Source organism: Pseudarthrobacter sp. RHLT1-30-1 (assembly GCF_059383415.1).
The window spans coordinates 118030-137098 of sequence record NZ_JBWZCG010000001.1; the positions used below are offsets into that span (position 1 = coordinate 118030).

Below are 19069 nucleotides of genomic sequence, written 5' to 3' on the forward strand. Positions count from 1 at the left end.
TTTCTCCTTTGAAATTCGGCCAGGCCAACGGCCCGACGTTTAGAATTGGAGCGCTACAAAAACTGCGCTGAAAACAAGCGTAACTATGTGCATATGTCCTGTCAATGGTTGCCGGTTATCCCCGGATGAGATGTGAAAGGCTTTATAGATGACGCTGAACACCCCCCGGACACGCCGTCCGACGATCTACGACGTTGCCCAGCGCGCCGGCGTTTCGCCGTCACTGGTCTCACTTGTGCTGCAGAACCCGTCAAAGGTCAGCGAGAAGCGCCGGGAGGCGGTCCGCACGGCCATGACGGATCTGGGGTACCGGCCCAGCCGCGCTGCCACCACACTCGCCAGCAGCAAGACGAAGAGCATCGGGCTCGTGATCGACGATTTCCGGAATCTCTGGTTCGTGGACCTCCTGCGCGGCATGGAGTCCGCGCTCTCACCCCATGGCTACCAGGTCACCCTCGCGGACTCGCGGCCGGGCGAGAACCGCATCACGGAGGCTACGGACGGGCTGCTGTCCATGCATGTGGCGGGCCTCGTGATCGCCGCCGAACCCAGCGAGTCGATGATGGCCGGGACTTGGGTTCCCGCCGTCGTGGCCGGCTGGCGGAACGGCGTCCCGGCCGGCGCCGGCCTCATCTCGAATGACGACGACGCCGGCGGCCGGATGGCCGCGGAGCACCTGCTGGGGCTCGGCCACACGCGGATCGGGCACCTCTCGGGCTCCGGCGGGGCCGCCGCCCACCGGCGGGCAGGATTCCGCAGCCGCATCGCGGAGTCCGGCGCCGAGGTCCGGATCGCCGGCGAATCCCAAGGGACCGCCGAGGAGGACGGCTACGCGTCCGCCTGCTGGATTCTCGACCACCATCCCGACACCACGGCCCTGTTCGCGGCCAACGACACCATGGCGCTGGGCGCCCTTGCCGCGGCCAAGGCACGCGGCCTGTCTGTCCCGGCCGACCTCTCGGTGATCGGCTACGACAATTCCCAGCTGGCCAAGTCCCGCTATCTGGACATGTCCTCCGTAGACAACCGCAGCGACCTTGTCGGCGCCGAGGTCGCCAACACGCTGCTGGCCCGGATCCAGGACTCCGCGCTTGAGCCGGAGCGCAGGCTCATCCACCCTGCCCTCGTCGTCCGGAGCACCACGGGCCAAGTCTCCGGCTGACAGGGGTGGCGCCCGGGCCCGTGCGCGCTGCCTCCCGCTCCGTCTGACAGCCCGCCTGCCGCCCCCTGCCTGCCTTACCTGTCCGGCCCCTGCCTGCCCTGTCTTACCTGTCCGGCCCCTGCCGTCCCTGTCCCGCCGCGCCTGCCCTGTCCGGCCCCTGCCTGCCCTGCCTTACCTGTCCGGCCCCGTCTCCTCCCCCGCCCGCGCCTGCCGCACACGGACCTGCCCTGCGCGTCTGCCGCACCCGTATCGCATGTCCCGCACCGCCTGCCGCCCCCTTCACTCCAGCGAAATCGCGGGAAACGCCTGGGGGCGCTGGAACCTTACAGCGACGCCGGGAGGGTCCCGCGATCTCGGGTTTTCCACATAGCGGCGCCGGAGCCTGCCTCCCGCTTCCACGGCAGCTGAAGCTGGTGGCATGACAAATAATCACCCACTGGAGCTGCCGCCGACGGGTACCCTTTGGCGAACCGAACAGTTGCTCGAACTCGGCTACGGATCGCGGGGAATTCGCCGACTCCTCGATTCGGGTTCCCTGGTCCGGCTGCGGCACGGCTGCTACATCCGAGCGAGCCACTGGAATGCCCAGTCACCGCCCGCACGAAGCAGGCAACTCATCTACGCCCATGCCCACGGAACGCGTACCACGTCGACCGGCAGCTTCCTGTACAGCCACACCTCCGCAGCGCGCCTCCGCCGGCTCTATCTCTGGAACGTGGGTGACGCCATCCACATCCTCCAAAAGGTGCGACCGTCCAGCGAACGTCACGGCAAGGATGTCCAGTGCCACACCCGTCCCTACGCCGAACACGACGTCGCCGTAGTGGACGGTCTTCGTACGACTTCCCTGGAACGCACCGTCGCCGACTGCGCCATGATGCTCCGCTACCGGCAGGCGTTGATCCTTACAGACCACGCGCTTCGCCTGGGCGCGGATCCGACCGCGCTGCAGGCCATGGCAGATGGTCTGGATGGCCGGCGGGGGATCCGGACATTTCGCCGCGTGCTCGCAACGGCCGATCCACGGTCCGAATCCGCCGGAGAAACCCTGGCCCGCGAGCTGATCTTTCGCCTGAAGATCAGGCCGCCCCAGCCGCAGCTCCAAGTCTCAAGCCAGGCAGGCCGCCATCGCCTCGACTTCGGTTGGAAGGAGGAGAAGGTCGCGCTCGAATTTGACGGCAGGACCAAGTACTTCGATTACGCGCCCACAGCGGAGGTGATCTTCGAGGAACGGCAGCGGGAGAAAGCCTTGACGGAGGACGGCTGGCTCTTTGTCCGGGTCGAGTGGAAAGACCTCTTCCGGGAGCAGGAGTTCAAGAGCCGTCTCCTCCGCGCGCTAGCCGGCCGTCCACGACCCTGAACCCTGTAGTCGTCGGAGCGTTGCGGCGTCGCGTCGCCGATGGCCGTTACGGCGACCGCGAACGGGACCGCCGAATTGGACCAGCCCCCGGCGCCCGCCGAGGGCCCCGCCCGCCGAGGGCCCCGCCCGCCGAGGGCCCCGGCCCCCGAGGTGCCCGCCGAGGCGCCCGCCGAGGGCCCCGCCCGCCGAGGGCCCCGGCCCCCGAGGTGCCCGCCGAGGCGCCCGCCGGCGGGAGCCTACGCCCCGTAGCTCGGTTCGCGCTTCTTGATCCAGCCGATGGCGCCGGCGGTGACCGGGACGAAGAGAAACTCGACGAGGGTCTTGTAGAGGAAGCCCACGACGACATAGTTCACGAACGTCGCGAAATCGGTAATCCCGATCACGGAGGCCGCGATGCTGCAGAAGATCAGCGTGTCAACGAACTCTCCGGCGACCGAGGAACTCATGATCCGGGCCCAAAGGGACTTCTCCCCCGTGCGTGCCTTCATCTTGACGAGGATCCATGCGTTGATGGTCTGCCCGGCCAGGAACGCCAGCAGTGACGCGAGCACAATCTGCGGGACCGGGCCCAGCGCACCTTCCAGGGCGGTCTGCTTGGCGACCCCGAAGTCGTCGTCGAATCCCGGCAAAGCGATGATGATCCAGTAGCAGAGGGACGCGAAAACCGAGAGCGCAAAGGTGGTGACAATGGCCTTGCGCGCCACCTTGAAGCCGTAAACCTCGCTGATCACGTCGCCGAGAATGTACGCCAGCGGGAAGAGGAAGAAGCCGCCGTCGGTGATAATGGGGCCGATCGCGACGCCCTTGGACGCCCCGATGTTGGAGAGGATCAGCACCACGGCCATCACGGCCAGCAGGATGCCGAAGTAGGGGGAACCGATTGAGGCGAATTTCGGCGGCGCGGCGGCCGGCAAGGTCTTGGCGGAAGTCATGGGTGTTCCATTCGTAGTGGTTCGCTCGGCGTCCCGGGTCCTCGAGGAGGACCTGGCTGGGCGCCGGCTGTATTAGCACTGGGCGGTCCTGGCGGGCTGACCGCCGGGAACCGGCTTCCATTCTCTCACCCCCGATCCGAAGCCGTGGCCCGGGCCGAGCCCTCGCATTGCCGCGGCCTTCCCCGTCACCGAACGCCACCTTCCGGCGACCGAACCGGCCCTTGCCCCGAACGACGACGGCGGGCTGCCGGCTTCCGGACCGAAGTCCCGGAGCCGGCAACCCGCCGTCGTCGAAGTCACCGCCAGTTCGGCGGCCCGCAGCGCTAGCGGCGCGAGGCGTCGACGAGGTCCTTGTCGTCGTCCCTGCGGCCGTCGCCCGGCACAACCGGAGACTCCCAGGCGTGTCCCTGTTCGTGGTCCAGGTGGGTGGACTTCTTGTTCTTCAGCGCGAAGATGTAGACCAGCAGGGAGATGCCGATCGCCACCGTGACGTAGGTGAAGAACAGGTCCACTTGGTCGGACTTCTGCAGGGCCGCGCCGATCAGCGGGACGGTGCCGCCGAAGAGCGAGTTGGCGATCGCGTAGCCAAGGCCGACGCCGAGGGCACGGATGGAGGCCGGGAACAGCTCGGCCTTCACGAGGGCGTTGATCGAGGTGTAGCCGCCGACGATCAGCAGGCCGCCCATCATCAGCAGGAACGCGGTGAAGGGGTCCTTGGTGCCGGCCAGCGTTGAAAGCAGCGGCCAGGTGAAGAGCACACCGGTGATGCCGAACCAGAGGAGCAGCGGCTTGCGTCCGACCTTGTCGGAAATGATGCCGTAGACCGGCTGCATCAGCATGAAGATGAACAGCGCCCAGAAGTTGATCACGGAGGTGTCGGTCTTGGCGATGCCGGACGTATCGTTCATGAACTTCAGGATGAAGTTGGTATACGTGTAGAACGCAACGGTGCCGCCGAGGGTGACTCCGATGCAGATCAGCAGCGGCTTCCAGTACTGGGTGAAGAGCAGCTTCATCGTGCCCGGCTGGGCGACGCCTGCCACGGCCGGAGTCTTGGCGGCCTCGACCTGCTCGGCGGATACGGTTTCCTCCATCGAGCGGCGCAGCCACAGGACCACCAGCGCGGCGACGCCGCCGATCGCGAACGGGATCCTCCAGCCCCATTCGGTCAGGATGGACTTGTCCATGGTGTTCTGCAGGACGACGAGGACCAGCAGCGCCAGCATCTGGCCGCCGATCAGTGTTACGTACTGGAAGCTGGAGAAGAAGCCGCGGCGCTTGGACGTGGCGGCCTCGGACATATAGGTGGCGCTGGTGCCGTATTCGCCGCCCACAGAGAAGCCCTGGATCAGCCGGACTACGATCAGCAGGACCAGGGCCCAGACGCCGATCTGCTGCGTTGTCGGCAGGATCGCGATGGCGAACGAACCCGCGGACATCATCGTCACGCTCAGGGTCAGCGCAGCCTTCCGGCCCTTCCGGTCGGCATAGCGGCCAAAGAACCAGGCGCCCACCGGGCGCATCAGGAACGACGTCGAGAAGACGGCCATTGCCTCCAGGCCGGCCTGCAGGTCGTCCTTGGAATTGAAGAAGTGCGACTGGAAATATGCCGCGAAAACCGTGTAGACATACAGGTCGTACCACTCCACGAGGTTTCCCGCAGAACCTTTGAGAATATTGCTGACGGCTTTTCTCGTCTGCGCCGATTCGGACAGTTGGGTGCTCATCAATGAACCTTCCTGGATCCGGCGCCGCAAGAAAGCAACACCGTCCGCCACCCTATTCCTGGTGATCCGGAACACCAGGGTTTTGGTCATATTGGTCATGCGCACAATGCGGACGGTTTTCCGGAAATGGCAGGATAAGGGCATGACTTCCACAGTTGACTCGCCCACCGCCGTTACGCCCGACGCCGTGTCCGCCCCCGCCGTCGCCCTCACCATCGCCGGATCCGAAGCGACCGGCGGCGCCGGTGCGCAGGCTGACCTGAAGACGTTCCAGGAACTGGGGGTATTCGGCATCGCCAACCTGACGTGCATCGTCTCCTTCGATCCGAAGGACAACTGGAACCACCGCTTCGTCCCGATCGACCAGCAGGTCATCGCCGACCAGCTCGAGGCGACGACGGCGGCCTACGGTGCAGCGTCCGGCGCACCGTCCCTGCTGGGCACCGTGAAGATCGGGATGCTGGGCAGCCCGGCGACCATCGCCACGGTCGCCACGGCGCTGGCCGCGGCCTCGTTCACCAACGTCGTGCTGGATCCGGTGCTGATCTGCAAGGGCCAGGAGCCGGGGCATGCGTTGGACACCGACCAGGCACTGAAGGCGCAGATCCTGCCGCTGGCCACGTTTGTCACGCCGAACCACTTTGAGGCCGAATCCCTGTCCGGCCTGGAGATCACCGACCTTGAGTCGCTCAAGGCCGCCGCCGTCCGGATCCACGAGCTGAGTGGCGCCACGGTACTCGCCAAGGGCGGAGTGCGCCTGGCCGGGCCGGACGCCGTCGACGTTTACTACGACGGCGAGACCCTGGAAGTCCTGTCCGCCCCGAAGGTGGGCGAGGTGGCGGTTTCCGGCGCAGGCTGTTCGCTGGCCGCGGCCGTGACAGCGGAGCTGGCCAAGGGTGCGACGCCGCTGGAGGCCGCACGCACCGCCAAAGCCTTTGTGACCGCGGGGATCCGGAACAGGCTGGCCTCGGGGGCGCCGTTCACTGCCCTCTGGCAGGGCGGCCCGCGCTAACCTCCGCCGCCGCCGGCCCGGTCGCCGGGTCGCAGGGTCGCAGGGTACGCCCCGGTCGCCGGGTCGCCGGGTCGCCGGGTACGCCGGGTCGACGGGTCTCCGCCGCGGGCAGGGTCGCCGGGTCGCCGGGTCGCAGGGTCGCAGGGTACGCCCCGTTCGCCGGACAACGCCGGGTTCGCTGGGACGTTCCGGCGAACGGAGGCGTTTCCCGCGACCTCGAGAAACGTAGGCTCAGGACCCGGCCGTGCGGGGTTCGGACACAAGGCCCATAAAGAGCGGCAGTCCGGTCTCGACGTGGACTATTTCGTACTGGAAGGGCCGGTCGAAGCGGATCACGTTCGTCGGCGCCACACCACTGACGGCCCGCGCGTTGATCTGCGAGACCGCCGCGGCAATCGTGCCCTTCTCCGCCACGGTGATGTTGGCGGACTGACCGGCCTGTTGGAGCTTGAGGCCGCGCTGGATTGAGTCGAAGTCGGTCCCGGTTTGCAGCATTTCCTGCAGGCCCAGGGAAGCGAAGACCTTCCGCAGGTCAAAGTTGCTCTTCTGGTCCCACTTCGGCAGGAACAGCTGCGTGGGCGCCCGGGCCGCGGAGTCAAGGGCCGCCGCGGCGTCGGCGACGTCCTGCGCTTCGGGCCCGGCCGTCCCGGCGTCCGGCAGCACGAGACGCATGACAAAACCTTCGGCATAGGGAAGCTCCACCGCTTGCCAGCCTGCGCCCCGGGCGAAGGCAAGATCCTGGACGCAGGACATGGTGGGGACGGAAACCTGCCGGCCGTCCGCCGTCGTGAACGGCAGCTCGGCGGTGTCTACCGCGTCGAAGGGGACGTTCCAGGCGGAGGCGAAGTACACCGCGTTGAGGAGGCTGAAGGTGTTTCTGCGGTCGTACTGCGCTGGCGCCTTCTTGATCCGTCCGCCGGTGTTCCTGTTGACCCAGGCGTCAATCGCCGGGCTGGTGGCGGCCTCGTCCTGGAAGTCCACCGGGTACACGCCGGTCCCGTAATTCCGGGCAAGGGACTGCAGATAGCTGTCTCCGGTGGGCACGCCCTTGTCCACGAACAGTCCGTTGGCGCTGTGCAGGACGGGCCGGCGCGGGGGATTCTTTTCGTCCACCGAGCCGGGGTCTGCGTCGAAGGCTTCCAGCGATGCCTGCAGCGCGTTGAAGGCTTCATCACGGTGCTCCGCGGGGAGGCCCAGGACGCTGTCCATTTCGGCAGCCGTTCCCCCGGATGCTCCTGTCCGCAGCATGGCCAGGGCAATCAGCAGGCTGCCGGGGGACGAAACCACGTTTCCGCCGCCGGCATCCCCGCCGTCGGCCAGAAGCGCGGCGCCCAGCTTCCGCACCGACGCCCTAAGTTGAGCCAGCTCGGCCGGAAAGGCGGACCGTTCCGCCGTAACCCGTTCGACCCCGTCGGCCTTCAGCAGCGCCGGCGGCGAGGCTGAGCAGGCCGTCATGGCCAGCGCCACGGCTGCCGCCGCGGCACCGAGCCGTGCCAACGCTTTCTCTTTCATCGCACCCCCAAGGACCGCATGCGGTAACAGCGGAACGGCAGAGATCCGCCTACGGCCAGTCAACCAGCGCGTGCGGAAGAACGCGACCACGTCTGGGTCACGATTTGCCCCATTTGCGGAGCACCGGCCGCTTGTCTAGGGTCCGGGCCGCGCAGCGCTGCGTCAGGCGCTCCGACGTCGACGTCGCCCATCCCCACGTCGCCGGAGAACGTCCACGTCGCCAGAAGTTCCGGTTACGGCGACCCGAGGGGTTTCTAGAGAACCTCGAAGGTCCTCAGCGCCGCGGGATGTTGCGGAGGTTGCTGCGGGCCATGCTGACGGCCTCGCCGGCGCCCCGGTTCAGGACCACCTTGGACATCGCAGTGGCGAACCCGATGATCTGGGCGCCCTTGATCTTGGGGGGAAGCGAGAGCGCCTGGGGGTCGGTGATCAGCTCCACCAGCGAAGGACCGGGATGGTCGAAGGCTTCCCGGTAGGCGGACTCGATCCGGGTCGGGTCCGTCACGCGGACGGCGTGGAATCCCAGGGCCCGGGCCACGGCGGCATAGTTGGCGTCCGGCACGTCGACGCCGAAGTCCTGCAGCCCGTCCACCAGCATCTCCAGCTTGACCATGCCCAGAGTGGAGTTGTTGAACACCACCACGTTGACTGGAAGCCGGTGCGCGGCGAGGGTGATCAGCTCCCCCAGCAGCATCGACAGGCCGCCGTCGCCCGATACCGAAACCACCTGGCGCCCGGGATAGGCGAGCTGGGCGCCGATCGCATGCGGAAGCGCGTTGGCCATGGAGCCGTGCAGGTACGAGCCGATCAGGCGGCGGGTGCCCAGCGGGTTGATGTACCGGGCGGTCCAGACGTTGCACATGCCGGTATCGGCGGTGAAGATCGCGTCCCGCGCCGCAACCTGGTCCAGCACCGATGCAGCGTATTCCGGGTGGATGGGCTCCTTGGTTTCGACTTTGCGCGTGTAGGCGCCGACGGCTTTGTTCATCAACCGGTCGTGCTTCTTCAGCATCGCGTTGAGGAAGCGGCGGTTCTTCTTCGGCTGCAGCAAGGGCATCAGCGCTGCGAGGGTCGGCAGCACGTCGCCGTGGACCGCGACGTCGACGTCGGTCCGCCGGCCCAGGTTCTGGGCCGCCCGGTCCACCTGCGCCGTGCGGGTTCCGGGGAGGAACTGGTCGTAGGGGAAGTCGGTGCCGAGCAGGATCAGGAGATCCGCGTCCTCGATTCCCTCGGCCGCGGCGCCGTAGCCCAGCAGCCCGGTCATGCCGATGTCGTACGGGTTGTCGTACTGCATGAAGTCTTTGCCGCGCAGGGAATGCCCGATCGGCGCGTTGACCGCTTCCGCCAGGGCGATGACCTCGTCGTGGGCGCCCTGGACTCCGGCTCCGGCAAAGATCGCCACTTTTTCGGCGGCGTTGATGGCGTTGGCGAGGTCCTGCACGCTGGCGGGGTCCGGCGTCAGCGCCGCCGGCCGGAACGCGGCAGGCGCCGGGGTGGGAGCCGTCGCCTCCAGCCCGGCGATGTCCCCGGGAAGTGTGACGACGGCGACGCCGCGGAGCGCGACGGCGTGCTGGATGGCACTTTGCATCACCCGGGGGGCTTGTTCTGCGGTGCTGACCAGTTCGGAATACACCGAGCACTCGTTGAAGAGCCGGTCCGGATGCGTCTCCTGGAAGAAGCTGCTGCCGATCTGTTTGCTTGGAATATGCGAGGCGATGGCCAGCACGGGGGCGCCGGAGCGGTTGGCGTCATAGAGTCCGTTGATCAGGTGCAGGTTTCCCGGTCCGCAGGACCCGGCGCAGACCGCTAGCCGGCCGGTCAGTTGTGCCTCCGCCGCTGCCGCGAACGCGGCGGCCTCCTCGTGCCGGACTTGGATCCAGTCGATCCCGCCCGTCGCGGCACCGCCGGTCTTCCGGACGGCGTCGACCAGCGGGTTCAGGCTGTCGCCCACGATCCCATAGATGCGCTGCACACCGGCGGCCTGCAGTTGTTCAATGAGCTGGGTTGCAAGTTCCTTGGCCATGGCTGGGCGCTCCCGCAGTCGAATCCGTTAGCTGACACGGCCAATATAGTCCGTCCGCCCGGGCGGAAGCTGAGGGAGCGTCCCGGGAAAACCTGCAGAAGCTGCGGGTGCGCCTAGCGTCAGCTGCCCGAGTGGGCCTGCAGGAACGAGTAGACCTCGGTCTCGTCCACGCCGGGGAATGCACCCGGAGGCATGGCCGCAAGCAGGTGCGAATGTGCCCGCGCCGAGGGCCAGGCGTTCCCCGCCCACTCCGAGGTCAGGGCCGCCGGCGGACGGCGGCAGCAGCTTTCGTCCGGGCAGGTCGACTTGGACCGCTCGGTGGTGTCCCGGCCGCGGAACCACTTGACCTGCGCATAGGGAACACCGACCGACAAGGAAAATTCGCCGTTGGCGGAGCGCTCGGTGCGGGCCGTGCACCAGTACGTCCCCGCCGGGGTGTCGGTGTACTGGTTGTAGGCGGAGAACTTGTCCGGCACGTCGAAGACCACCCGGGAAGTCCAGTTTTTGCAGGACGGCTGGCCCTCGATGGCGCCGGTGTGGTCCTGCGGGAATGTCACGCCGTCGTTCTCGTAGGCCTTGTAGATGATGCCGCTCTTATGGGTCTTCTGAAAGTGCGTCCGCAGGTCCAGGTGCTGCGTGGCGAGGTTCGTGAACCGGTGCGCGGCGGTCTCGTACGACACCGCGAAGGCATCACGGATGTCCTCGACCGCGATTTCCCGGGCCTGCTTGGCCTTCTGCAGGAACTCCACGGTGGCCTGCTCCGGCAGCAGCAGCGCTGCTGCGAAGTAGTTGGTGGCCACCCGCTGCATCAGGAAGTCCCCGTAGTTCGTCGGGGTCTGGTGGCCCAGGACGTAGTGGCCCAGCGCCTGCAACAGCACCGAACGCGGGTCGTGGTCGCTGCGCGCGTTCTGCGTGAGATAAATTCGGCGGTTCTTAAGATCCGTCACCGAACGGGTGGAATGCGGCAGGTCGCCCACGTGGTGGAGGCTGAACCCGAGGTGCTCCGCGATGTCCGCGATGACGTGGTGGGACAGCGGGCCGCTGGTATGCCCTACCGAGGCGAGGACCTTTTGCGCCTCCGCCTCGTACTCGGGGAAGTAGTTGTTCCGTTCACGCATCATGGCGCGCAGTTTCCCGTTCGCGCGGCGGGCCTCTTCCGGCGTCGCGATCTGCTCGTTGAGACGGCGTTCCAGTTCGTGCTGCAAACCCACCATGGACTCCAGCACGTCCATCGGAAGCCGCGAGCTGATGCGGATCGTGGGCAGGTTCAGGGACTCGTAGATGGGGCTGCGCTGGTAGCGCTCCAGCTCGATCTCCAGGGCTGCCCGGCGGTTGGGCGGCTCCGCTCCCAACAACTCGTCGATGCTGACGCCGAGCGCTGCGGCGAGCAGCTGCAGCAGGCCAAGTTTTGGCTCGCGCTTGCCGTTCTCGATCAGGCTTAGCTGGCTCGGGGCCGTTCCCACCTTGGCGCTCAGGTCATCCAGAGTCAGCCCGGCGGCCTTCCGGAGGTGGCGGACGCGGCGGCCCATGCTGATCACGTCCACCTCCGGGACGGCGGTCGGGGCGGCGGATGCGGTTCTATTCCAACTGGCGGGATGCATTTCTTGAGAATACGCGAAGAAGTGCATTTCTTTCCATAGTTTTCCCCTAGAAAGCTGCTTGAAAGTACAGAAAAGTAGGTCTTACGGAAAAGTTACACAGCTCCGGACCAGCCAGACCGTCTGCGAAGCAGCAGCGGAAACGGCCCCGGACCCCATCAAGGAGACAAAGATGACTGCAGCATTTGAGCCCACCCAGACGCCCGCCGAGCAGGCCGCAGCCCTGGAGCTCGAGTGGGCCGGCAACCCGCGCTGGGATGGTGTCACTCGGGATTACAAGGCCTCCGACGTCGTCCGGCTCCGCGGCCGCGTCTCCGAGGAACACACCCTGGCCCGCCGCGGCTCCGAGAAGCTGTGGGAGCAGCTCACCACGGAGCACAAGGCAGGCAAGTACACCAACGCCCTCGGCGCACTGACCGGCAACCAGGCCGTGCAGCAGGTCAAGGCCGGCCTGCGTGCCATCTACCTCTCCGGCTGGCAGGTCGCCGCCGATGCCAACAACTCCGGCCACACCTACCCGGACCAGTCGCTCTACCCGGCCAACTCGGTGCCCACCGTGGTCCGCCGCATCAACAACGCCCTGCTGCGCGCAGACCAGATTGAGTTCTCCGAAGGCGTCCAGACCGTCGAGGACTGGATGGTCCCGATCGTCGCCGACGCCGAGGCCGGCTTCGGCGGCCCGCTGAACGCCTACGAACTGATGAAGTCCATGATCCAGGCCGGCGCCTCGGGCGTGCACTGGGAAGACCAGCTCGCCTCGGAGAAGAAGTGCGGCCACCTCGGCGGCAAGGTCCTGATCCCCACCCAGCAGCACGTCCGCACCCTGAACGCCGCCCGCCTGGCGGCCGACGTCGCGGGCACCCCGTCCGTCATCATCGCCCGCACCGACGCGGAGGCGGCCACCCTGATCACCTCTGACGTCGACGAGCGCGACCAGGAATTCGTTACCGGCGAGCGCACCCCGGAGGGATTCTACAAGGTCCGCAACGGAATCGAACCCTGCATCGCCCGCGCCAAGGCCTACGCCCCGTACTCCGACCTCATCTGGATGGAAACGGGCACCCCGGACCTGGAGCTGGCCCGCAAGTTCGCCGAAGCCGTCAAGGCCGACTTCCCGGACCAGATGCTCTCCTACAACTGCTCCCCGTCGTTCAACTGGAAGAAGCACCTCGACGACGCCACGATCGCCAAGTTCCAGCGCGAACTCGGCGCCATGGGCTTCACCTTCCAGTTCATCACCCTGGCCGGATTCCACGCCCTGAACTACTCGATGTTCGACCTTGCCCACGGCTACGCCCGTGAAGGCATGAGCGCCTACGTCGAGCTGCAGGAGAAGGAATTCGCCTCCGAATCCCGCGGCTACACCGCGACCAAGCACCAGCGCGAAGTCGGCACCGGCTACTTCGACGACATCGCAACTGCGCTCAACCCGAACGCATCCACTCTGGCTCTGGTGGGATCCACCGAAGAAGGCCAGTTCCACTAATCCCCAGCTTTTCCCGCCCGTTGCCCTATCACTTTTGGTCCTCATCGGCCTCCTTTGGAGACCAAAAGTGATAGGGCAACAGCGGACTTTCAAGGAGCAACTCCCATGAACAGCTTCACTGACGACTACACCATCAATGGTGTGACCCTGACCGCACAGCCCATCTGCCGGCAGAGCGAGGTCCTGACGCCGGACGCGCTGGCGTTTGTTGCCAAGCTGCACAAGGCCACTGCGGGACGGCGGCTGGAGCTGCTGCAGGCCCGGCGGGACCGCCGCCAGCAGATCGGAAAGGGCCAGGACCCGCGGTTCCTCAGCGAGACCGAGTCCGTCCGGAACGATCCGACCTGGCGCGTCGCTCCCCCAGCCCCGGGCCTGGAGGACCGCCGCGTCGAGATCACCGGCCCGGTGGACAAAAAGATGACCATCAACGCGTTGAACTCCGGCGCCAAGGTGTGGCTCGCGGACATGGAGGACTCCTCCACCCCGACCTGGCGCAACGTCATTCAGGGCCAGCTCAACCTCACGGACGCGCTGGAGCGCCGCATCGACTTCACCTCCCCCGAGGGCAAGGAGTACAAGCTCCGCCCCGCCGGGGAGCTGCCCACGATTGTGGTCCGGCCCCGTGGCTGGCACCTGCCGGAAAAGCACATGCTCATTGACGGCACGCCGATCGCCGGCGGCATCGTGGACTTCGGCCTGTACTTCTTCCACAACGCCCGCCGCCTGATCGCCCAGGGCAAGGGCCCGTACTTCTACCTGCCGAAAATCGAGAACCACCTCGAGGCCCGTCTGTGGAACGACATCTTCGTCCTCGCCCAGGACCTCCTCGGCATCCCGCAGGGCACCATCCGCGCCACGGTGCTGATCGAAACCATCACGGCCGCGTTCGAAATGGAGGAGATCCTCTATGAACTGCGCGACCACGCCGCCGGCCTGAACGCCGGCCGCTGGGACTACATCTTCTCGCTGATCAAGAACTTCCGCACCCGCGGCCCGCGTTTCGTCCTGCCGGACCGCAGCCAGGTCACCATGACCCAGCCCTTCATGCGGGCCTACACCGAACAGCTGGTCCGGGCCTGCCACAAGCGCGGCGCCATGGCCATCGGCGGGATGGCCGCAGCCGTTCCCAACCGCAAGGACGCGGAAGCCAACACGATCGCCATCGAAAAGGTCCGCGCCGACAAGACCCGCGAGGCCGGCGACGGCTTCGACGGGTCCTGGGTGGCACACCCGGACCTGGTCCCGGTCTGCCGTGAAGTTTTCGACGGCGCCCTTGGGGACCGCCAGAACCAGCTGGACCGCCTCCGCGAGGATGTCACCCCGGATGACCGCGCACTGCTCGACATCGCCTCCACCACCGGCACCATCACCGAGCAGGGCATCCGGAACAACATCGAGGTCGGCATCCGCTACATCGAGTCCTGGCTCCGCGGCAATGGCGCCGTGGCCATCCACAACCTGATGGAGGACGCCGCCACCGCGGAGATCTCCCGCTCGCAGCTGTGGCAGTGGATTTTCTCCCGCGCCATCACGGACCAGGGCGACGTCATCACCCGCGAATGGGTTGAGGACATGCTGGACGAGGAGTTCGCCCGCCTGGAACGCTTCGAAGGCGACCGCTTCGCCGATGCGCGGGACATCTTCGAGGAAGTCACGCTCACCGCCGCGTACCCCGCCTTCCTGACGCTTCCGGCCTATGACCGGTTCCTGCATGAAGCGCGCGACGGCGCCGATGTCGCCACCGAGGACCCCACCCTCATTCCCGCCTAGGGCGAGGACAGGTCCGCCAAAGTAGGTGCAGATTTCCGTCTGCTGGGCCGCCACGCCCTTCGCAACAGGCACCCCCGAGATCCGGGGCGGTGGCCCAGCGACGGAAGACCCCCTGGACCCTCGACAACGGCGTCGAGGTCAAAGTTAAGGCCCATGTTCCTCGTGAACATGGGCCTTAATTCGCTCCTCAGCGGGCCACGGGCCTGGTCGAAACCTCCGGTGACCTGGCCTCTTGGCCGCAATACTTGCCATTTGGGGACGGACTACTTGACTTCAGTGTGACTACTGTTGCGCCAAGGTGCCCACGGTTACGATGTGACAACGCGAATGCACCAGCCCGCTCGTTAGGCACTCGGCACCTCAACGGAGGCAAGCATGGAATTCAGGCCCGGCCCAGTGGCGACAAGACCAGTTCGAGTCTGCATCACGCCCGGGCCAAGGGGTGACCATGCTTTTGCGTGATTTGGGCGCCGGTCTTCTGCGACGCTGGTACTTTGTTGTCGTCGGTGTCCTCCTTACCGCTTTTGCCGCACTGTTTTTGTCCTCGGCCGTACCGCCAACTTACAAAGGGACTGCGCGGGTAGCGCTAATACCACCGGCTTCCCTGGTCACTCCCGGAGGAAATCCTTATCTGTTTTTGGGAGGGCTTGATCAAGCACTCAGCGTGCTCAACGTGAGGCTCGGTTCAGGATCTGTCCAGGAAGAGATTGTGAAAGGTCGCGCCGGGACAGGCTACGTTGCAGAGAAGGACACCGCGTTCTCTGGGCCCATCATGCTCATCACATCCGAGGGCGAGAGCCCGGCAAGCAGCCTTCAGCTTCTCGACGACGTGCTGAGCGTGGTACCGCAGAATCTTGTGATCATGCAGGACCAGCTACATGTCCCCTCCTCATCCCGCATTACCGCCATGACGCTTGTCCGCGAGAACGAGCCCCAAATAGACCGAAAAAGCCAGCTCCGGGCCGTGTTGGCTGCCCTGGCAGTAGGTGTTTGCCTCACAGTCTTGGCGACCGGACTGCTCGACCGCCTCATCTCTTCCCGGAAAGGGTCAACACGGCGGCGACGCAAGGACCTGGGAACGGAAGATCAGCCCCAGGACGATTCTTTCCCGGAGGATGAACCGGACGAATTAGTCCCGACCATGGCACCGAACAAGTAGACATGACTGCCGTGACCACGCCAACGCGGGGGCGTCATGAGTCGGTCGTAGCCAACGTCCGGACATCCAATGGCCCCGATGCGGTCACAGTCATCACGTGGTATGCCATTCTGCTGTTCGTGGTTCCTACCGACCGGGGCATCGGGGCGCTTGGCAGTGCGGGTTCGCCGGCCTTTCTCTTGGCAATCGTGACGATGTTATGGTGGGCGTGGCATCGGATCCAACAGCCTGCCCTGGCCGGGCCACAAAGTCTTCAGTGGGTTCGCGCCGCGGCCTTCATCTTCGTCGGCGCCTGCGTGGCAAGCTACGCGAAATCTGCCCTAGTGGCCATGCCGGCATCGGAAGTCAGCGTCGCCGACATGGGACTCATCAGGGTCGGAGCGCTGGTTGGCATCTTGCTCATCGCACATGACGGGATCACCAGTGAGGACCGTTTTATGGTCCTCACGAGACGGCTCACCCTGTTTGCTGGCCTCTACGCCGGGTTAGGCCTTGCACAATTTTTGACTGGCCAGAACTTTGTGGACACATGGCAGATTCCTGGATTGACAGCCACGGGAAACGTCGGAATTGTCGACCGAGGCGGTTTCGTACGCGCGGCCGCGACATCCACCCACCCCCTGGAGTACGCCGTCGTACTCTCAATGATGTTGCCGTTCTGCCTGACCGCCGCCATTTACGATCGCTCCCGGTCTGCCGTCCTGCGCTGGTTTCCGGTCGCGGCAATAACCCTCTCCGCGGTACTGTCCGTCAGCAGGTCAGCGTTCATTTCCTTGGCCGCTGTTCTGCTGATCTTGATTCCATCGTGGCCGCCTGCCGTCCGCCGGACTGCCGGATTCGTGATGGCATTGGGCGCGGTCGCGGTCTACGTGGCCGTTCCCGGGATGGCCGGCACCATAGTGGGGATGTTCTCCGCCGGCGACTCAAGCGTCGCGTCCCGAACCGACAGCTATGACGACGCCATATCTTTTCTGCTTGTCAGTCCGTGGTTCGGGCGCGGCTTTGGGACCTTCCTGCCCGCCTATCGCATCCTGGACAACCAGTATTTGGGCACCAGCATTGAAATCGGACTCGTCGGCCTCGTCAGCTTCTTAGCTGTCATCGTGGCCGCCGTGACTGTAGCCATTTCCGCCCGGCGTCATGGCAAAGGACAGCCGATGGGCGCCATGGGACTGGCGCTGGCCGCCTCAATGGTGGCCGGTAGCCTGAGTTTCGCCTTCTTCGACGCATTTAGCTTCCCGCAGGCTTGCGGCACGCTTTTTCTGGTCGCAGGTCTTTGCGGCGCCTATGCAAACATCCAGCGACGTGCTGCCGCGGTGACGGACGGTCAACCTTGAGGATCCGTGATCAGCTTCGTCGCGGCATAGCGGGTGGTCGAACGACGACGATGCGGCGTTGGTACTTCGCCTTCGCCATAGTGGTCCTCATGTTGCCGGTCCTGCTCGCGGCCCACGCGGAAACGGGCGTCTACTACTCCAAAGCGGATGTGCGCTTTCTGGCACCACTTCCCATTGAGGGCAACGTCTTCCAGGGAGACCCGCTTCAAATAGTCCCCTTCGCGTCGATCATCGCCCATCGCTTCAATGCAGAAGACCGGGGTGTCAATCCGCGGAGTACCTCCGCCCCGCTCTACGGATCGGGTGTCCGTAAGGGACACCAGGTCTACCTCCCCAACACGGGAGGCCAATGGCAAAAGAGCTTCAGCCGCCCTGTGATCACCGTCGAGGTCGTCGGCGAGTCCGCCGAAGAGGTGGCCACTGAGCGCGACGCGATAGTGAATCGGATTTCCGCGCTTGCTGAGGCTGCGCAGCAGGAAAGGGACATCGGTTCGCAGCTCCGCGTAACGACGGACCTGGACCTCACCACGGCCTACATCACGTATATCGGGGTGAGGAATGGCAGGGCGGAATTGGCGCTCGCTTTTCTGACAGTCGGCTTGGCCGCGGGAATACCGCTCGCGGCGGACCGGATCACCGCCCGCCGTCGCGAAGTAGCCGGCGGGCGGACCGGGGCGCAGAGCGGCATCCAGCACCGGATGCCCGCGTCCACGTCCGGCCTCGAGGAGAAAGTGGGACGGCACCCCAGGTGACGTAGCTCAGTGCGGTTTGGGGACGTGCCGGAGGGAGAGCGCCGTTCCGAGGATGAACATCGCCACTGAGCCGAGCACCATCAGCAGCGGCCCGGTCCACGATCCGGTGACGCCGTTGGCGTAGCCCAGGAGGGTCGGTGCGAGGGCGCCGAAGGCGTAGCCGGCGCCCTGCACGACGGCGGACATGCGGCCGGCCGAGGCCTGGTCCCGGGCCAGCCGGATGATCGCGATGAAGATCAGGGTGATCCCGCCGCCCTGGGCCACGCCGCCGAACGACGACCACAGCCACCACAGCTCCGGCGCCAGCAGCAGGCCGACCGGAACCGTCAGCCACAACAGCCCCAGGGAGAGCCCGACCGTCGTCGTATTGGCAAAACGGGCCGCGAGCGGAACGCCCAGCCCGCCCACGATCGCGAGGATCTGGAACAGCGAGGACCCGGCGCCTGCCCCCGCAGCCGTCATCCCCAGTTCATCCGCGAGGATGCTGGGCAGCCAGGCGGTCACACCGTAGTAGGAGAAGGCCTGCCCGGCGAAGCCTGCGGTCAGCCCCACCGTGATCCAGCGCGACGCCGGCTTGAGCGTGGCGCGTGCGGGGTCCGGCGCGGGAACGGGTTCTGCGCGGAACGCCCGGCTCCTGAAGGCCAGCACCCAGGCAACGAACGCTGCGACGGCGAAGGCACCGCAGGCGGCCAGCCCCACCCGCCACCCCAGCAGTTCGGCCAGCGGCGCCGTGACCATCGCGGTGACAAAGGAGCCGATATTCAGGGCGGCGGTGTAAATACCCATGGCAGTGGCCTGCCGGGCCGGCGTGAAGTCGCGCCGGATGATCAGCGGTACGGCGATGTTTCCGATCGTGATGGCGATGCCGAGGATCACCGTGCCGAGCATGACCAGGGTACCGCCGCCAGCAGACCGCACAATGACGCCCAGCAGCACCCCCAGGAGGGTGAGAGTGATGGCCACTTCCGCGCCGAGCTTGCGCCCGGTGAGCGACGCGAGTGGCGCGGCAACCGCGAAGCAGAGCACGGGGATGCCGGTCAACAGTCCGAGTTCCACCGGCGAGAAGCCGAGGTCTGCCTGCATCGGACCAACCACGGGCGCCACGGCCACGAACGGGCCGCGCATGTTCAGGGCAATGAGCCCGATGGCGGCCAGCAGGATCCAGCTTCCCGGCACCTTGGCGAGGACGTTGGCGCTCATTGGTCCCGCGGCTCGGCCGGCGGGCAGAAATATGCTTTC

Annotated in this window: 14 protein-coding genes; 8 read left to right on the plus strand and 6 right to left on the minus strand. The window is 66.1% G+C overall.

From position 1 onward, the window contains the following. Positions 1-148: 148 nt before the first annotated feature. Positions 149-1162 (plus strand): LacI family DNA-binding transcriptional regulator, encoded by a 1014-nt coding sequence (locus tag AC50YM_RS00590; protein WP_494955076.1) that lies wholly within the window; start codon positions 149-151, stop codon positions 1160-1162. Positions 1163-1580: 418 nt separating this feature from the next. Further along, positions 1581-2522: a type IV toxin-antitoxin system AbiEi family antitoxin domain-containing protein gene (locus tag AC50YM_RS00595; protein WP_494955077.1), complete on the plus strand. Its 942-nt coding sequence runs from the start codon at positions 1581-1583 to the stop codon at positions 2520-2522. 236 nt (positions 2523-2758) lie between these two features. Here AC50YM_RS00595 and AC50YM_RS00600 read toward each other — a convergent pair whose 3' ends face one another. Both AC50YM_RS00600 and AC50YM_RS00605 read right to left on the minus strand, forming a co-directional pair. After that, on the minus strand, positions 2759-3454 hold the full coding sequence (locus AC50YM_RS00600; RefSeq protein WP_494955078.1) for a queuosine precursor transporter: 696 nt from the start codon (positions 3452-3454) through the stop codon (positions 2759-2761). 323 nt (positions 3455-3777) lie between these two features. Continuing rightward, a complete protein-coding gene (locus tag AC50YM_RS00605) occupies positions 3778-5181 on the minus strand; it encodes an MFS transporter (protein ID WP_494955079.1) in 1404 nt (467 codons plus the stop codon). Positions 5182-5323: 142 nt separating this feature from the next. On the opposite strand from AC50YM_RS00605, the gene AC50YM_RS00610 reads away from it, so the two are divergent. Further along, the gene (locus AC50YM_RS00610) at positions 5324-6193 is read left to right on the plus strand and encodes a hydroxymethylpyrimidine/phosphomethylpyrimidine kinase (protein ID WP_494955080.1); all 870 of its coding nucleotides are present in this window, start codon (positions 5324-5326) and stop codon (positions 6191-6193) included. Positions 6194-6424: 231 nt separating this feature from the next. Here the strand turns inward: AC50YM_RS00610 and AC50YM_RS00615 are convergent, their stop codons facing one another. The 3 genes from AC50YM_RS00615 to AC50YM_RS00625 form a co-directional block, all read right to left on the minus strand. After that, complete coding sequence (locus AC50YM_RS00615; RefSeq protein ID WP_494955081.1) at positions 6425-7705, minus strand: serpin family protein; 1281 nt, start codon at positions 7703-7705, stop codon at positions 6425-6427. A 274-nt stretch (positions 7706-7979) separates the two neighbouring features. After that, entirely contained in the window at positions 7980-9728 is a 1749-nt protein-coding gene (locus AC50YM_RS00620; protein ID WP_494955082.1) for a pyruvate dehydrogenase, read from the minus strand. A gap of 119 nt (positions 9729-9847) precedes the next feature. Then, a complete protein-coding gene (locus tag AC50YM_RS00625; RefSeq protein WP_494955083.1) occupies positions 9848-11356 on the minus strand; it encodes a helix-turn-helix domain-containing protein in 1509 nt (502 codons plus the stop codon). 142 nt (positions 11357-11498) lie between these two features. Here AC50YM_RS00625 and aceA point away from each other — a divergent pair, with 142 nt between their 5' ends. From aceA to AC50YM_RS00650, 5 genes are all read left to right on the plus strand, one after another. After that, positions 11499-12812, plus strand: a complete 1314-nt coding sequence (aceA, locus tag AC50YM_RS00630; RefSeq protein ID WP_494955084.1) for an isocitrate lyase — start codon at positions 11499-11501, stop codon at positions 12810-12812. Positions 12813-12917: 105 nt separating this feature from the next. Further along, positions 12918-14582 carry a malate synthase A gene (gene aceB, locus AC50YM_RS00635; protein ID WP_494955085.1) on the plus strand — a complete coding sequence of 555 codons (1665 nt, stop codon included), beginning with the start codon at positions 12918-12920 and terminating at the stop codon, positions 14580-14582. A gap of 448 nt (positions 14583-15030) precedes the next feature. Further along, positions 15031-15741, plus strand: a complete 711-nt coding sequence (locus AC50YM_RS00640; protein ID WP_494955086.1) for a hypothetical protein — start codon at positions 15031-15033, stop codon at positions 15739-15741. Between the two features lie 2 nt (positions 15742-15743). Beyond that, positions 15744-17078, plus strand: coding sequence for an O-antigen ligase family protein (locus tag AC50YM_RS00645; protein ID WP_494955087.1), 1335 nt, complete (start codon positions 15744-15746; stop codon positions 17076-17078). A gap of 89 nt (positions 17079-17167) precedes the next feature. Beyond that, positions 17168-17830 carry a hypothetical protein gene (locus AC50YM_RS00650; RefSeq protein WP_494955088.1) on the plus strand — a complete coding sequence of 221 codons (663 nt, stop codon included), beginning with the start codon at positions 17168-17170 and terminating at the stop codon, positions 17828-17830. Positions 17831-17836: 6 nt separating this feature from the next. Here the strand turns inward: AC50YM_RS00650 and AC50YM_RS00655 are convergent, their stop codons facing one another. Then, positions 17837-19030, minus strand: a complete 1194-nt coding sequence (locus AC50YM_RS00655) for an MFS transporter (RefSeq protein ID WP_494955089.1) — start codon at positions 19028-19030, stop codon at positions 17837-17839. Positions 19031-19069: the final 39 nt, after the last annotated feature.

Coding starts and splice junctions, on each gene's coding strand:
- aceB (WP_494955085.1), top strand. CDS start 12,918: ATGAACAGCTTCACTGACGACTACACCATCAATGGTGTGACCCTGACC.
- AC50YM_RS00590 (WP_494955076.1), top strand. CDS start 149: ATGACGCTGAACACCCCCCGGACACGCCGTCCGACGATCTACGACGTT.
- AC50YM_RS00650 (WP_494955088.1), top strand. CDS start 17,168: ATGTTGCCGGTCCTGCTCGCGGCCCACGCGGAAACGGGCGTCTACTAC.
- AC50YM_RS00615 (WP_494955081.1), bottom strand. CDS start 7,705: ATGAAAGAGAAAGCGTTGGCACGGCTCGGTGCCGCGGCGGCAGCCGTG.
- AC50YM_RS00640 (WP_494955086.1), top strand. CDS start 15,031: ATGCTTTTGCGTGATTTGGGCGCCGGTCTTCTGCGACGCTGGTACTTT.
- AC50YM_RS00620 (WP_494955082.1), bottom strand. CDS start 9,728: ATGGCCAAGGAACTTGCAACCCAGCTCATTGAACAACTGCAGGCCGCC.
- AC50YM_RS00605 (WP_494955079.1), bottom strand. CDS start 5,181: ATGAGCACCCAACTGTCCGAATCGGCGCAGACGAGAAAAGCCGTCAGC.
- AC50YM_RS00600 (WP_494955078.1), bottom strand. CDS start 3,454: ATGACTTCCGCCAAGACCTTGCCGGCCGCCGCGCCGCCGAAATTCGCC.
- AC50YM_RS00625 (WP_494955083.1), bottom strand. CDS start 11,356: ATGCACTTCTTCGCGTATTCTCAAGAAATGCATCCCGCCAGTTGGAAT.
- aceA (WP_494955084.1), top strand. CDS start 11,499: ATGACTGCAGCATTTGAGCCCACCCAGACGCCCGCCGAGCAGGCCGCA.
- AC50YM_RS00645 (WP_494955087.1), top strand. CDS start 15,744: ATGACTGCCGTGACCACGCCAACGCGGGGGCGTCATGAGTCGGTCGTA.
- AC50YM_RS00595 (WP_494955077.1), top strand. CDS start 1,581: ATGACAAATAATCACCCACTGGAGCTGCCGCCGACGGGTACCCTTTGG.
- AC50YM_RS00655 (WP_494955089.1), bottom strand. CDS start 19,030: ATGAGCGCCAACGTCCTCGCCAAGGTGCCGGGAAGCTGGATCCTGCTG.
- AC50YM_RS00610 (WP_494955080.1), top strand. CDS start 5,324: ATGACTTCCACAGTTGACTCGCCCACCGCCGTTACGCCCGACGCCGTG.